Raw genomic sequence first — 13,723 nt, forward strand, 5'->3', positions numbered from 1 at the left:
CGTACGGGACCACGTACCCCACCGGCAATGGCCTCCTTCGTATGTGTACGAGGAGACCCCATGACGAATACCCCGCAGAGCGAGCCCGCCAAGGTGAGCGGACGCTTCATGCTGAAGCTGTCCGGTGAGGCCTTCGCCGGCGGCGGCGCCCTGGGTGTCGACCCCGACGTCGTGCACGCCATCGCGCGTGAGATCGCCGCCGTCGTGCGCGACGGGGCCGAGATCGCGGTCGTCATCGGCGGCGGCAACTTCTTCCGCGGCGCCGAGCTCCAGCAGCGCGGCATGGACCGGGCCCGCTCGGACTACATGGGCATGCTCGGCACGGTCATGAACTGCCTCGCCCTCCAGGACTTCCTGGAGAAGGAGGGCATCGACAGCCGCGTCCAGACGGCCATCACCATGGGACAGGTCGCCGAGCCGTACATCCCGCTGCGGGCCGTCCGCCACCTGGAGAAGGGCCGGGTCGTCATCTTCGGCGCCGGCATGGGCATGCCGTACTTCTCCACCGACACCACCGCTGCACAGCGCGCCCTGGAGATCGACGCCGGGGTCATGCTGATGGGCAAGAACGGGGTGGACGGGGTCTACGACTCCGACCCCCGGATCAACCCCGAGGCCGTCAAGTTCGACGCCCTGGAGTACGGCGAGGTCATCACCCGGGACCTGAAGGTCGCGGACATGACCGCGATCACCCTGTGCCGGGACAACAACCTCCCGATCCTCGTCTTCGAGCTGCTCGCCGAGGGCAATATCGCGCGGGCGGTCAAGGGTGAGAAGATCGGCACGCTCGTGAGCGACCGGGGTACCCGGGCCTAGCAGGGGCCGCTCCGGGGCCCCTACGCTTCACAGACTTCACAGACGCAGGTTCACAGGGTCCGGCCGCGCCGGTCACGCCGTCCGGACCGGGCCCGACCGAGACACGCAGGAGCAACTGGTGATCGAAGAAACCCTCCTCGAGGCCGAGGAGAAGATGGAGAAGGCCGTCGTGGTCGCCAAGGAGGACTTCGCCGCGATCCGCACCGGCCGTGCCCACCCGGCGATGTTCAACAAGATCGTCGCGGACTACTACGGCGCGCTCACGCCGATCAACCAGCTCGCCTCGTTCGCCGTCCCCGAGCCCCGGATGGCGGTGGTGACCCCCTTCGACGCCTCCGCGCTGCGCAACATCGAGCAGGCGATCCGCGACTCCGACCTCGGCGTCAACCCGAGCAACGACGGCCGGATCATCCGGGTGACGTTCCCCGAGCTGACCGGTGAGCGCCGCAAGGAGTACATCAAGGTCGCCAAGGGCAAGGCCGAGGACTCCAAGATCTCGATCCGCGCGGTCCGCCGCAAGGCCAAGGAGACCCTGGACAAGCTGGTCAAGGACAAGGAGGCCGGCGAGGACGAGGTGCGCCGGGCGGAGAAGGAGCTCGACGACACCACGGCGCGCTACGTGGCCCAGGTCGACGAGCTGCTCAAGCACAAGGAAGCCGAGCTCCTCGAGGTCTGATGAACGACTCTTCCTGGGGCGTCCCGCCGGGCGCCGGCGGCGGCCTCGCCGGCGGGCCCGCCCCCTGGGGACCCGCCACGGGTGGCCCCGCTCCGGCGGGTCCCTCCTACGACGGTCACGAAGCCGCGCAGACTCGGCCCATGCCCATCGTTCCGGACGCCGGCAGGAACCCCGGAGAACCTGACGACCACCACGCGGATCGGGGGGCTGCCCGGCTTCCGGGCGGCCCCCTGTTCCACGACGAACCGCCGCAGGAACCCATGACTCCCGCTCCTGCCCCCGCGCCCTCCCCGGCCCCGGTCCCGCCGCTGCCCGAGAAGAAGCGCGCGGGCCGCGACCTGCGCGCCGCCATAGGGGTCGGTCTCGGCCTCGGTGCGGTGATCATCGCGTCGCTGTTCATCTGGAAGCCCGCGTTCATCGGGGTGATAGCGGTCGCCGTGGTCGTCGGGCTCTGGGAGCTGACGAGTCGGCTCCGCGAGGAGAAGGGCATCAACGCCCCGCTCGTGCCGCTCGCTGTCGGCGGTGCGGCGATGGTCGTCGCGGGCTTCGTCAGCGGGCCCGGCGGCGCGTGGGTGGCGATGGCGCTCACCGCGCTCGCCGTCCTGGTCTGGCGGATGACCGAGCCGCCCGAGGGCTACCTCAGGGACGTCACCGCGGGCATCTTCGCCGCGTTCTACGTGCCGTTCCTGGCGACGTTCGTCTCGCTGATGCTCACCGCGGACGACGGTGCGCAGCGGGTCGTCACGTTCCTCGTGCTGACCGTGGTCAGCGACACCGGGGCGTACGCGGTGGGCTGGCGGTTCGGCACCCACAAGCTGGCGCCGCGGATCAGCCCGGGCAAGACCCGGGAGGGCCTGTTCGGGGCGGTGGCCTTCGCCATGGCCGGTGGCGTGCTCTGCATGACGCTGCTCGTCGACGGCGGGCAGTGGTGGCAGGGCCTGGTCATCGGCGTCGCCGTCGCGGCCAGCGCGACCCTCGGCGACCTCGGCGAGTCGATGATCAAGCGCGACCTCGGCATCAAGGACATGGGCACCCTGCTCCCGGGTCACGGGGGCATCATGGACCGGCTGGACTCGCTGCTGCCGACGGCCCCGGTCGTCTGGCTGCTGCTGGTGGCGTTCGTGGGGTCGGGCTGAGTCCGGCCGGGCGCGGACGCCCGCTGTGAAGCTGTGACGAGGACCCCGTGCCGACCGTGGCGCGGGGTCGCCGTCATGTCTGGGACAATGGGACGCATCATGCCCAAGCCTGGAGAACTGACCTTCGTCGCCCCGCGCGGAGCCAAGAAGCCGCCGCGGCACCTCGCCGACCTCACGCCCGCCGAGCGCAAGGACGCCGTCGCCGCGACCGGCGAGAAGCCGTTCCGCGCCAAGCAGCTGTCGCAGCACTACTTCGGCCGGCTCGCCCACGACCCGGCCGAGTGGACCGACATCCCGGCCGCGTCGCGCGAGAAGCTGCGCGAGGCGCTGCTCCCGGAGCTGATGACGGTCGTCCGGCACATCTCCTGCGACGACGACACCACCCGCAAGACGCTCTACCGGATGCACGACGGGACGCTCGTCGAGTCGGTCCTCATGCGCTACCCGGACCGGGTCACCATGTGCATCTCCTCGCAGGCCGGCTGCGGCATGAACTGCCCGTTCTGCGCGACCGGCCAGGCCGGGCTCGACCGCAACCTGTCGACGGCCGAGATCGTCCACCAGATCGTCGACGGCGTGCGCGCGCTGCGCGACGGCGAGATCCCCGGCGGTCCCGCGCGGCTGTCCAACATCGTCTTCATGGGCATGGGCGAGCCGCTCGCCAACTACAACCGCGTCACCTCCGCCATCCGCCGGCTCACCGACCCCGAGCCCGACGGCCTCGGCCTGTCCCAGCGCGGCATCACCGTCTCCACCGTCGGCCTGGTGCCGGCGATGACCCGGTTCGCCGACGAGGGCTTCAAGTGCCGCCTCGCCGTCTCGCTGCACGCGCCCGACGACGAGCTGCGCGACACCCTCGTGCCGGTCAACACCCGCTGGAAGGTCCGCGAGGTCCTCGACGCGGCGTGGGAGTACGCGGAGAAGTCCGGCCGCCGGATCTCGATCGAGTACGCCCTGATCCGCGACATCAACGACCAGGCCTGGCGCGGCGACCTGCTCGGCCGGCTGCTCAAGGGCAAGCGGGTGCACGTCAACCTGATCCCGCTGAACCCGACCCCGGGCTCGAAGTGGACCGCCTCGCGGCCCGAGGACGAGAAGGCGTTCGTGGCCGCGATCGCCGCCCACGGGGTGCCGGTCACCGTCCGCGACACCCGCGGCCAGGAGATCGACGGGGCCTGCGGGCAGCTGGCCGCGACGGAGCGCTGACGGGCGCACCGCGGCGGCGGGTTCCGGACGGCGGGTTCCGGCCTGTTAGGGTTCCCACCGCGCACCGCCCGCAGGTGCGTTCGAAAAACATCTGAACACTCCGACAGGGGAGCGCCCACCGGGGCGCTGAGAGTGCGGCACCGCCGCAGACCCTCGGACCTGATCCGGTTCGTACCGGCGTAGGGAGTCACCGTGCAGAACGCATCAGCAGCGTCGTCATCTCGTTGGCGGACCGTCGACATCGTCGTCACCGCCGTGCTCGGTGCCGTCTTCGGCGTCGTCTTCTGGGCCTGGGGCCTGTTCTGGAACGGCCCCGCCGCCGCGATACCCGCGCCGTTCAACGCGCTGCTCTACGGCGTGTGGCTGATCCCGCCGGTCCTCGGCCCGCTCGTCGTCCGCAAGCCCGGCGCGGGCGTCTTCGCCTCCGTGGTCGCCGCCGCCGTCTCCGCCTTCCTGGGCTCGTCCTGGGGGCTGACCACGGTCGTCTACGGCCTGGTGCAGGGCGTCGCCGGCGAGGCGGCCTTCGCCGCCTTCCGCTACCGCGGCTTCAGGCTGCCGGTCGCGCTGCTCGGCGGCCTGCTCGCCGGGATCGCGGCCTCCGTCCTGGACATCACGATGTACTACTCGGCGAACGCGGTCGGCGTGAACATCGGCTACGCGGCCTGCGTGATGCTCTCGTGCGTGGTCGTCGCCGGCTGGGGCTCGTGGGCGCTGACCCGGGGCCTCGCGCAGACCGGCGCCCTCGACCCGTTCCCCTCGGGCCGCGAGCGCGCCGCGGTATGACCGTCGCCGTGCGCCTGCGGGGGTTCGGCCACCGGCACGCCGGGCGGAAGGCCTGGGCGGTCCGCGGGCTCGACCTCGCGATCGAGCGGGGCGAGCGGGTGGCGCTGCTCGGACCCTCGGGCGCGGGCAAGTCCACGCTGCTCGCCGCGCTCGCCGGGCTCGACGTGCCGGGGGAGCGCGAGGGCACGTTGGAGGTCGACGGGCGGGCCGGCATCGTCTTCCAGGACCCGGCCGCCCAGCTCGTCATGGTGCGCTCCGGCGACGACGTCGCCTTCGGCCTGGAGAACCTCGGCACCCCCGCCGACCGCATCCGGCCGACGGTGGACGAGGCCCTCGCCCGCGTCGGCTTCCCCTACGGCCACGACCGGCCCACCCACGCGCTGTCCGGCGGCGAGCAGCAGCGGCTCGCCCTCGCCGGCGTCCTCGCGCTCGGCCCCTCCCTGCTGCTGCTCGACGAGCCGACCGCCAACCTCGACCCGGCCGGCGCGGACGAGGTCCGCCGGGCGCTCGCCGCCGTCCCGCGCGACACCACGACGGTGATCGTCGAGCACCGGGTCGCCGAACTGCTCCCGCTGCTCGACCGGGTCGTCGTGCTGGACGCGGGCGGCGGCGTCCGCGCCGAGGGGCCGCCGGAGAAGATCTTCCGCGCGTACGGCGACCAGCTCGCCGAGGACGGCGTCTGGGTGCCCGGCCACCCGCTCCCGTCGTACCCGCCGACCGCCGGACCGGGCGCCGAGCTGCTGCGGACCGAGTCGCTCGCCCACCGGCACGCGGGGGCCTTCCCCGACCTGGCCGTGCGGGCCGCGGAGACGCTGGCGGTGCTCGGTCCGAACGGGGCGGGGAAGTCGACGCTCGCGCTGCTGCTCGGCGGGCTGCTGAAGCCGGACGCGGGCCGGGTGGTGGCCGCCGCCGACCCCCGGCCGCCGCACACCTGGCGGGCGTCCGCGCTGGCCGGGCGGATCGGGAGCGTGTTCCAGAACCCGTCGCAGCAGTTCGTGACCTCCCGGGTACGGGAGGAGCTGGCGCTCGGCGGGGCCTCCGCGGACCGCGTCGGCGAGCTCCTGGAGCGGCTGCGGCTGGCCCGGCTCGCCGAGGCGCACCCGCACACCCTCTCCGGCGGCGAGCGCCGCCGGCTCTCGGTGGCCACCGCGCTCGCCGCCGCGCCCGACCTGCTGGTCCTCGACGAGCCGACCTTCGGCCAGGACCGGCGTACCTGGTCGGAGCTGGCCGCCCTCCTCGCCTCGCTGCGCGACCAGGGCCACGGCCTGGTCACCGTCACCCACGACCCGGACTTCGTCACCGCGCTCGGCGGACGCGAGGTCCGCCTGACGGGAGCGCCGACCTCCTCCCGCGCGGGCGGTGCGCGATGAGCCTCTTCGAGCCGATCGTGGATTCCGCCGCCCCGCTGGCGCGGCGGAATCCCACCGCGAAGCTGGTGGCCGCGCTGGTCCTCTCGCTGACCCTGGTGGTCAGTCTCGATCCCGTCGCGCCCGCGCTCGCCCTCGCCGTCGAGCTGGCGCTCGTGCCCGCCTTCGGGCTGCGCTACGGCGAACTGCTGCGGCGGACGTGGCCGCTGCTCGTGTCGGTGGCCGGGGCGGTGTTCGCGCTGGTGCTGTTCGCGCAGGAGCGGACCGGGGCGGTGCTCGTCGACGCCGGGCCGCTGCACGTGACCACGGGGGTGCTCGCGACCGCGCTCGCGCTGGCCCTGCGGCTGGTCGCGGTGGGGCTTCCGGGCCTGATGGTCGTCGCGACCACCGACCCGACCGACCTCGCGGACTCGCTGGTGCAGAACGCCCGCGTCCCGGCCCGGTTCGCGTTCGGCGCGCTGGCCGCGCTCAGGATGGTGCCCCTGCTGGGCGAGGAGTGGCGGATGATCGCGTTGGCCCGGCGGGCCCGCGGGCTCGACGCGGGGCGCAACCCGGTCCGCGGGCTGCGGCTGCTGGCCTCCGCCGCGTTCACCCTGCTCGTCGGCGCGATCCGCCGCGGCACCCGGCTCGCGCAGGCGATGGACGCGCGCGGCTTCGACGCCCGCACCCCGCGGACGTACGCGCGCGAGCAGCGGTTCCTGCGCGCGGACACGGCGATGGTGGCGGGGGCGGTGGTGGTCGCGGCCGGGTGCGTGGTGGCGAGCGTGGTGACGGGGACGTTCAACCCGGTGTTCGGCGGCTGACCGGCCGGCTCAGTGTTCGGTGAAGCCGCCGAGCCAGTCCTGGAGGCGGCGGCGGGGCCCCGCCCAGCGGGCGTCGTGCCGGGCCGCGCGGGCGGCGGCGCGGCGGGCGGCCCGGGGCCGGCGGCGGTACCAGCGCTCTGCCCACCAGGAGCCGGGCCGGGCCAGGCGGACCGCCGAGAAGAACGCGACGAACGGGACCAGGATCCCGATGACGGCGAGCCGTCCCTTCCCCTTGGCCACCGAGACCAGGGCCAGCAGGAAGTGCCAGGCGATCGTCGCGGTTAGCGCGAGCCGGCCCGGGTGCTCCTCCTCGCCCGGGGTCTCCTCGACGCCGAACGGCAGGAACCCGCACAGCAGCAGGGCCACCAGCGCGGCGGTGAGGATCACCGCCTCGATGCTCTTGCGGCCCCGTTCGCCCCAGTAGACGTCCTGCAGGTAGAGGACGAGCGCGAACTCGTCGAGCGCCAGACCGGCCCCGACGCCGAACAGGAACGCGGGGACCGTCGCGGCGAGGCCGGAGGTGCCGGAGGCGACCGCCCCGAAGCCGCCGCACACCATCAGGACGATCCCCGGCACGACGTGGTGGACGTGCAGCCCGCCGGGGGTGACGTCGCGGAACGGGCCGCGGCCGGAGCGGATCAGACGGGTGACCACCCGGGTGAGCAGGAAGGTCGCGATGAACGCGGCGAGGGCCACGAGCAGCGGCAGCTTGCCGGGCTCGACGATGTTCCGCTCCCACCAGCCGTCCCGGAGCGCCAGATGCAGTGCCATGGGGCGATTCTGCGGGCCGGCGGGGGCCGGGGAGCGGACCCCCGCCGCGGCGGTCCGGGTGGTCGCCCCGGATCAGCCCTGCTCGACGGCGGCGGGGTCCATCCACATGTGCTCCCAGATGTGGCCGTCGGGGTCCTGGAAGTCCCGCCCGTACATGAACCCGTGGTCCTGCGGCTCGCCGTGCGCGCTGCCGCCGGCGGCGAGCGCGGTCTCGACGATCGCGTCGACGGCGTCGCGGCTCTCGGCGCTGAGGCAGAGCAGCACCTCGGTGCTGGTGGCGGTGTCGGTGATCTGCTTGGGGGTGAAGTCCTTGAAGCGCTCCTCCACCAGCAGCATGACGTGGATCGTTTCGCTGACCACGAAGCTCGCGCACTTGTCGTCGCTGAACTGGGCGTTCTGCGTGTAGCCCAGCTTGGCGTAGAAGTTCCTGGACCGCTCCAGGTCCTTGACGGGCAGGTTCACGAAGATCATCTGCGGCATGGTGCGGGCCTCTTCCGTGTCCGGTGGGGTCGCCTTGCGGGCGGTTTCGAGGGGGTAGACCGGGGGGCCGGCCGGAACTCATCGGCGGCGCCGAAGTTTTTTCCTAGTCGGTCAGCGGGAGCGCCGCCAGCATGCCGACGGCCCAGGTCAGCGGCCCGAAGACGGCGAGCAGCGCGGTCGCCCGGAGCAGCGCGGCCAGCCGCAGCGTCCGCATCGGCGCCCCCATCCGCAGCAGCGCCGCGGTGTCCTCGGCCCGCGCGGCCCGCGCGGCGACGGCCGCGGCGACCAGGGTGGCCGCGGTGCAGCCGACGACGAGGACCCCGCCGAGCACGGTCAGCGGTCCCGGCGGCCCGCCCTGGACCGCGCCCGCGGCGATCAGCCCGGAGGCCACCGCGCTCGCGACGCCCAGCGGGCGGCCGATCCGGCCCGCCTCCGTCCGCAGGATCCGCCCGGCGAGCAGCCGGACGGCGCCGGGGCGCACCGCCTGGAGCAGCCGTCCGCACAGGTCGGTGAGGCCGGGGCCGGACAGGACGAGCCCGGCGGCCGTCAGCGCCCAGCCCGCGACGACGCCCGCCGAGCCGCCCTCGAAGCGGGCGGGCATCGGCAGGGCGGCCCCGGGGGCGCCCCGGCTGGCATAGGCCTCGACGGCGAGGCCGACCGCGGTGAGCGCGACACCCCAGGGCAGCGCCCGGCCGGGCTCGGCGTCGGTCTCCGCGCGCGGCCGCAGCGCGAGCGCGCCGGCGGCCCCGGCGACCAGCGGGACGACCGCGAGCAGCGTCACCACCGCCGCCGTCGGCAGCTCGCGGTCCGCGGCGAGCAGCCCGCGGGCCGCGCCGGCGAACGGGAGCAGGCCGCCCGCGTCGCCGCGCAGGTGCCAGAAGAGCAGCAGCGCGGCCAGGCTGCCGGCGGCGCAGGCCAGGACGGTGGAGGCGGCGGCGATCAGGGCTCGGCGGGCCGGTCCCACGCCGAGGGAGGAGAGCCCGCCGGACGGGCGGGTGGCCGGGTCGGTCCGGGCGACGGCGATCGCGAAGTACACCGTGGCGGCGAGCGGCGGCACGCACCACACCAGCCGCAGGAACGCGCCGGCGGGGTCCTTGAGCGCCAGGGTGAGGGTGGACAGGAGCAGGAAGGCGACCCCGCCCGCGGTCGCGGCGACGGCGATGCGGCCGAGCTGGACCAGCGGGCGGGAGCCGCGCGCTAGACGGAGAGCGAGCACGCGTCCTGGCCTTCCGTGTCGGTGTCGTCCGCGGCCCCGGCGGCCCGGGAGTCCTCGGCGCTCCGCGTGGCGCGCGGGCCGTCCTCGCGGTGTGCGTCGGTGCGGCGGCCGTCCAGGAGCGTGATCGTGCGGTCGGCGCCCGCGACGGCCTCGCCGTCGTGGGTGGCGAGGACGACGGCGATGCCGTGCGAGCGGGCCGCGGTGGTGAGGGTGCGCAGGACCAGGTCGCGGTCGGCGCGGTGCAGGGAGGCGGTCGGCTCGTCGGCGAAGAGGACGGCGGGGGCGGTGCTCAGCGCCCGGGCGACGGTGACCCGCTGGCGTTCGGCCTGCAGCAGCTCCGCGGGCCGGCGTTTGGCGCAGTCGGCGATGTCGAGCCGCTCCAGCCAGGCGAGCGCGGCGGTCTTGGCGGCCTTGCGCGGGGCGCCGCCGAGGAGCAGCGGCAGGGCGGCGTTCTCCCACGCGGTCAGCTCGTCGACGAGGCGCGGACGGGGGTCGATCCAGCCGAAGCGGTCGTGGCGCAGCCGCTCGCGGTCGGCGGCGGGCAGCGGGTGCAGGGGGAGGTCCTCGAAGAACACCTCGCCCTCGTCGGGGGCGAGCTGCCCCGACAGGCACCGCAGCAGGGTGGTCTTCCCGGCCCCGCGCGGGCCGGCGACGGCGAGGATCTCACCGGGCCGCAGGTCGAGCGAGACGCCGGTCAGGGCGGGGGAGCCGGCGTAGGAGACGTGCAGGGCGCGGGCCCGCAGCACGTCGGGTTCGGGCGGGGCGACCATGGCGTATACCTCCGTACGGGGGACCGGGCGGGCTGCCTGTCGGCACCTCGGGCACGGTACGGAGCGCGCGGCCCCGGGCGGGGAAAGCGCGCGGCCCGGCGGCCGCCGTACTCACTCGTACGGGGGCCTCCGGGCCGTCGTGAGGCTGACTTGTCGGATCAACCGATCAAGCCGGAGGGGCTTACAGCTTGGTCCACGCCTCGGTGAGGGTCTCGCGCAGGATGCCCTCGATCTCGTCGAACGTCTCCTGGTTCGAGATCAGCGGCGGGGCGAGCTGGACGACCGGGTCGCCGCGGTCGTCGGCCCGGCAGTACAGGCCGTTCTCGAACAGGGCCTTGCTGAGGAAGCCGTAGAGCACGCGCTCGGTCTCCTCGTCGGTGAAGGTCTCCTTGGTGGCCTTGTCCTTCACCAGCTCGATGCCGTAGAAGAAGCCGTTGCCGCGGACGTCGCCGACGATCGGCAGGTCGCGGAGCTTGTTCAGGGTGTCGAAGAACGCGCCCTCGTTGTCCAGGACGTGCTGGTTGAGGCCCTCGCGCTCGAAGATGTCGAGGTTGGCGCAGCCGACCGCGGCGGAGACCGGGTGGCCGCCGAAGGTGTAGCCGTGCAGGAAGGTGTTCTCGCCCTTGTAGAACGGCTCGGCGAGCCGGTCGGAGACGATGCAGGCGCCGATCGGGGAGTAGCCCGAGGTCATGCCCTTGGCGCACGTGATCATGTCCGGGACGTAGCCGAACTTGTCGCAGGCGAACATCGTGCCGAGGCGGCCGAAGGCGCAGATGACCTCGTCGGAGACGAGCAGCACGTTGTACTTGTCGCAGATCTCGCGGACCCGCTGGAAGTACCCGGGCGGCGGCGGGAAGCAGCCGCCGGCGTTCTGCACCGGCTCCAGGAAGACCGCGGCGACGGTGTCGGGGCCCTCGAAGAGGATCTCCTGCTCGATCTGGTCGGCGGCCCAGCGGCCGAAGGCCTCGGGGTCGTCGCCGTGGATCGGGGCGCGGTAGATGTTGGTGTTGGGCACCTTGTGCGCGCCGGGCACCAGCGGCTCGAAGGGGGCCTTCAGGGCCGGCAGGCCGGTGATGGACAGGGCGCCCTGCGGGGTGCCGTGGTAAGCGACCGCGCGGGAGATGACCTTGTACTTCGTGGGGTTGCCGGTGAGCTTGTGGTACTGCTTCGCCAGCTTCCACGCGGTCTCGACGGCCTCGCCGCCGCCGGTGGTGAAGAAGACCTTGTTCAGGTCGCCCGGGGCGTAGTCGGCGAGGCGCTCGGCCAGCTCGACGGCCTTGGGGTGGGCGTACGACCAGATCGGGAAGAACGCCAGCTCCTGCGCCTGCTTGTAGGCGGTCTCCGCCAGCTCGTGGCGGCCGTGGCCGGCGTTCACCACGAAGAGGCCGGAGAGGCCGTCCAGGTAGCGCTTGCCCTTGTCGTCGTAGATGTGGGTGCCCTCACCGCGGACGATGGTCGGCACGGGGGAGTTCTCGTACGACGACATGCGGGTGAAGTGCATCCACAGGTGGTCGTAGGCGGTCTTCGACGTGTTGGCGGGGTCCTGGCCCATGGTTATCGCGTTCCCCATGTGTAGGTCTGCTTCTTCAGCTTGAGGTAGACGAAGCTCTCGGTGGAGCGCACGCCCGGGAGTGCGCGGATGCGCTTGTTGATGACGTCGAGCAGGTGGTCGTCGTCCTCGCAGACGACCTCCACCAGGAGGTCGAAGGAGCCCGCGGTCATCACCACGTAGTCCACCTCCGGCATCTCGGCGAGTGCCTCTGCGACGGGGTCGAGGTCGCCCTCGACGTGCAGCCCGACCATCGCCTGGCGCCGGAAACCCACCGTGAGCGGGTCGGTGACGGCGACGATCTGCATGACGCCCTGGTCGAGCAGCTTCTGCACCCGCTGGCGCACGGCCGCCTCGGAGAGGCCGACGGCCTTGCCGATGGCCGCGTACGGGCGCCGTCCGTCCTGCTGGAGCTGCTCGATGATCGCCAGGGAGACGGCGTCGACGGACGACGTGCCGTTCCCGTTCCTGGTGTCTGCGTTGCGACTGGCCACGACTTCACTGTGCACCGCAGGTCAGCCGTCTGGCAAGTCCGAGGCGATGGTTTCCGTTGCGTAGGGGTGCCGTAATGACGGAATCCGAAGTTCAGGGGGTTCGGGTGTGTCGAAAGCGTCGCTCCTCGGACTAGGGTGGGGAGGTAACCGTCGGACACCTCGTAAGGAGGGTGGCAGTGACCACCGAGCTGAAGAAGCTGCGCAACTACATCGACGGGGAGTTCCAGGACGCCGCCGACGGGCGCACCATCGAGGTGGTCGACCCGGCGACCGGCGAGGCGTACGCGACCTCCCCGCTGTCCGGCGAGGCGGACGTCGACGCGGCCATGGAGGCCGCGGCCGCCGCCTTCCCCGCCTGGCGGGACGCCACCCCGGCCGAGCGCCAGAAGGCCCTGCTGAAGATCGCGGACGCGTTCGAGGAGCGCGCCGAGGAGCTGATCGCCGCCGAGTCGGCCAACACCGGCAAGCCGGTCCACCTCGTCCGCGACGAGGAGATCCCGCCGATGGTGGACCAGATCCGGTTCTTCGCGGGCGCCGCGCGGATGCTGGAGGGCCGCTCGGCCGGCGAGTACATGGAGGGCCTGACCTCCATCGTCCGCCGCGAGCCGGTCGGCGTCTGCGCGCAGGTCGCACCGTGGAACTACCCGATGATGATGGCCGTGTGGAAGTTCGCCCCGGCGCTCGCCGCGGGCAACACCGTCGTCCTGAAGCCCTCGGACACCACCCCCGCCTCGACGGTCCTGATCGCCGAGATCCTCGGCGACATCCTGCCCAAGGGCGTCTTCAACGTCGTCTGCGGCGACCGCGACACCGGCCGCCTCATGGTCGAGCACCCGACCCCCGCCATGGCCTCCATCACCGGCTCGGTACGCGCCGGCATCCAGGTGGCCGCGTCGGCCGCCAAGGACGTCAAGCGGGTCCACCTGGAGCTCGGCGGCAAGGCGCCCGTCGTGGTCTTCGAGGACGTCGACATCGCGAAGGCCGTCGAGGACATCGCGGTCGCCGGGTACTTCAACGCCGGCCAGGACTGCACGGCCGCGACCCGCGTGCTCGTCCACGAGTCGATCCACGACGAGTTCGTCACCGCGCTCGCCAAGGCCGCCGCCGACACGAAGACCGGCGCGGCGGACGACGAGGACGTGCTCTACGGCCCGCTCAACAACGCCAACCAGCTCGCGCAGGTCACCGGCTTCATCGACCGGCTCCCCGCGCACGCCAAGGTCGAGGCGGGCGGCCACCGGGTCGGCGAGAAGGGCTACTTCTACGCCCCCACCGTCGTCTCCGGCCTGAAGCAGGACGACGAGATCATCCAGAACGAGGTGTTCGGGCCGGTCATCACCGTCCAGTCCTTCACCGACGAGGCGCAGGCCCTCAAGTGGGCCAACGACGTCGAGTACGCGCTCGCGTCCTCGGTCTGGACGAAGGACCACGGCCGGGCGATGCGGATGTCCCGCAGCCTCGACTTCGGCTGCGTGTGGATCAACACCCACATCCCCCTGGTCGCCGAGATGCCGCACGGCGGCTTCAAGAAGTCCGGCTACGGCAAGGACCTCTCCGCGTACGGCTTCGACGACTACACACGCGTCAAGCACGTGATGACGTCCCTGGAGGGCTGAGTCCCCTTCCCGCGAGGGGCGGCCGGGTGCTCCCGGCCGC

The 13,723-nt window shown here is 73.0% G+C and carries 14 protein-coding genes and 1 riboswitch; of the genes, 8 read left to right on the top strand and 6 right to left on the bottom strand.

The window, feature by feature from the left end; all coding sequences use genetic code 11:
• Positions 1–60 precede the first annotated feature (60 nt).
• From pyrH to ACFWEG_RS17410, 7 genes are all read left to right on the top strand, one after another.
• The gene (gene pyrH / locus ACFWEG_RS17380; RefSeq protein WP_387215733.1) at positions 61–816 is read left to right on the top strand and encodes a UMP kinase; all 756 of its coding nucleotides are present in this window, start codon (positions 61–63) and stop codon (positions 814–816) included.
• 118 nt (positions 817–934) lie between these two features.
• Positions 935–1,492: a ribosome recycling factor gene (frr, locus tag ACFWEG_RS17385; RefSeq protein WP_387215736.1), complete on the top strand. Its 558-nt coding sequence runs from the start codon at positions 935–937 to the stop codon at positions 1,490–1,492.
• Positions 1,492–2,628 (top strand): phosphatidate cytidylyltransferase, encoded by a 1,137-nt coding sequence (locus ACFWEG_RS17390; protein WP_387215739.1) that lies wholly within the window; start codon positions 1,492–1,494, stop codon positions 2,626–2,628. Before frr ends, ACFWEG_RS17390 begins: the two co-directional genes overlap by 1 nt.
• 99 nt (positions 2,629–2,727) lie before the next feature.
• Complete coding sequence (rlmN, locus tag ACFWEG_RS17395) at positions 2,728–3,834, top strand: 23S rRNA (adenine(2503)-C(2))-methyltransferase RlmN (RefSeq protein WP_387215742.1); 1,107 nt, start codon at positions 2,728–2,730, stop codon at positions 3,832–3,834.
• Positions 3,835–3,929: 95 nt separating this feature from the next.
• Positions 3,930–4,037: riboswitch (TPP riboswitch) on the top strand.
• Positions 4,027–4,617, top strand: a complete 591-nt coding sequence (locus ACFWEG_RS17400) for an ECF transporter S component (protein ID WP_387215745.1) — start codon at positions 4,027–4,029, stop codon at positions 4,615–4,617. (Overlaps the previous riboswitch by 11 nt.)
• Positions 4,614–5,987, top strand: a complete 1,374-nt coding sequence (locus tag ACFWEG_RS17405) for an ABC transporter ATP-binding protein (RefSeq protein WP_387215748.1) — start codon at positions 4,614–4,616, stop codon at positions 5,985–5,987. Before ACFWEG_RS17400 ends, ACFWEG_RS17405 begins: the two co-directional genes overlap by 4 nt.
• Entirely contained in the window at positions 5,984–6,787 is an 804-nt protein-coding gene (locus tag ACFWEG_RS17410; protein WP_387215751.1) for an energy-coupling factor transporter transmembrane component T family protein, read from the top strand. The genes ACFWEG_RS17405 and ACFWEG_RS17410 overlap by 4 nt, the downstream gene beginning before the upstream one ends.
• A 9-nt stretch (positions 6,788–6,796) precedes the next feature.
• On the opposite strand, the gene ACFWEG_RS17415 is transcribed toward ACFWEG_RS17410, so the two are convergent.
• The 6 genes from ACFWEG_RS17415 to ACFWEG_RS17440 all read right to left on the bottom strand — a co-directional run bounded on the left by ACFWEG_RS17415 (position 6,797) and on the right by ACFWEG_RS17440 (position 12,082).
• Positions 6,797–7,558: a hypothetical protein gene (locus tag ACFWEG_RS17415; RefSeq protein WP_387215754.1), complete on the bottom strand. Its 762-nt coding sequence runs from the start codon at positions 7,556–7,558 to the stop codon at positions 6,797–6,799.
• Positions 7,559–7,630: 72 nt separating this feature from the next.
• Positions 7,631–8,038 carry a VOC family protein gene (locus tag ACFWEG_RS17420; protein WP_387215757.1) on the bottom strand — a complete coding sequence of 136 codons (408 nt, stop codon included), beginning with the start codon at positions 8,036–8,038 and terminating at the stop codon, positions 7,631–7,633.
• A gap of 103 nt (positions 8,039–8,141) precedes the next feature.
• Positions 8,142–9,254 (bottom strand): hypothetical protein, encoded by a 1,113-nt coding sequence (locus tag ACFWEG_RS17425; RefSeq protein WP_387215760.1) that lies wholly within the window; start codon positions 9,252–9,254, stop codon positions 8,142–8,144.
• Positions 9,236–10,024: an ABC transporter ATP-binding protein gene (locus ACFWEG_RS17430; RefSeq protein ID WP_387215763.1), complete on the bottom strand. Its 789-nt coding sequence runs from the start codon at positions 10,022–10,024 to the stop codon at positions 9,236–9,238. Before ACFWEG_RS17430 ends, ACFWEG_RS17425 begins: the two co-directional genes overlap by 19 nt.
• 181 nt (positions 10,025–10,205) lie before the next feature.
• On the bottom strand, positions 10,206–11,594 hold the full coding sequence (locus ACFWEG_RS17435; protein WP_387215766.1) for an aspartate aminotransferase family protein: 1,389 nt from the start codon (positions 11,592–11,594) through the stop codon (positions 10,206–10,208).
• Positions 11,579–12,082 (bottom strand): Lrp/AsnC family transcriptional regulator, encoded by a 504-nt coding sequence (locus ACFWEG_RS17440; protein WP_387215769.1) that lies wholly within the window; start codon positions 12,080–12,082, stop codon positions 11,579–11,581. The genes ACFWEG_RS17435 and ACFWEG_RS17440 overlap by 16 nt, the downstream gene beginning before the upstream one ends.
• A gap of 161 nt (positions 12,083–12,243) precedes the next feature.
• Here ACFWEG_RS17440 and ACFWEG_RS17445 point away from each other — a divergent pair, with 161 nt between their 5' ends.
• Positions 12,244–13,683, top strand: coding sequence for a gamma-aminobutyraldehyde dehydrogenase (locus ACFWEG_RS17445; protein ID WP_387215772.1), 1,440 nt, complete (start codon positions 12,244–12,246; stop codon positions 13,681–13,683).
• The last annotated feature ends 40 nt before the right edge of the window (positions 13,684–13,723 follow it).

Source organism: Streptomyces sp. NPDC060194 (assembly GCF_042728285.1).
Lineage (GTDB): Bacteria > Actinomycetota > Actinomycetes > Streptomycetales > Streptomycetaceae > Streptomyces.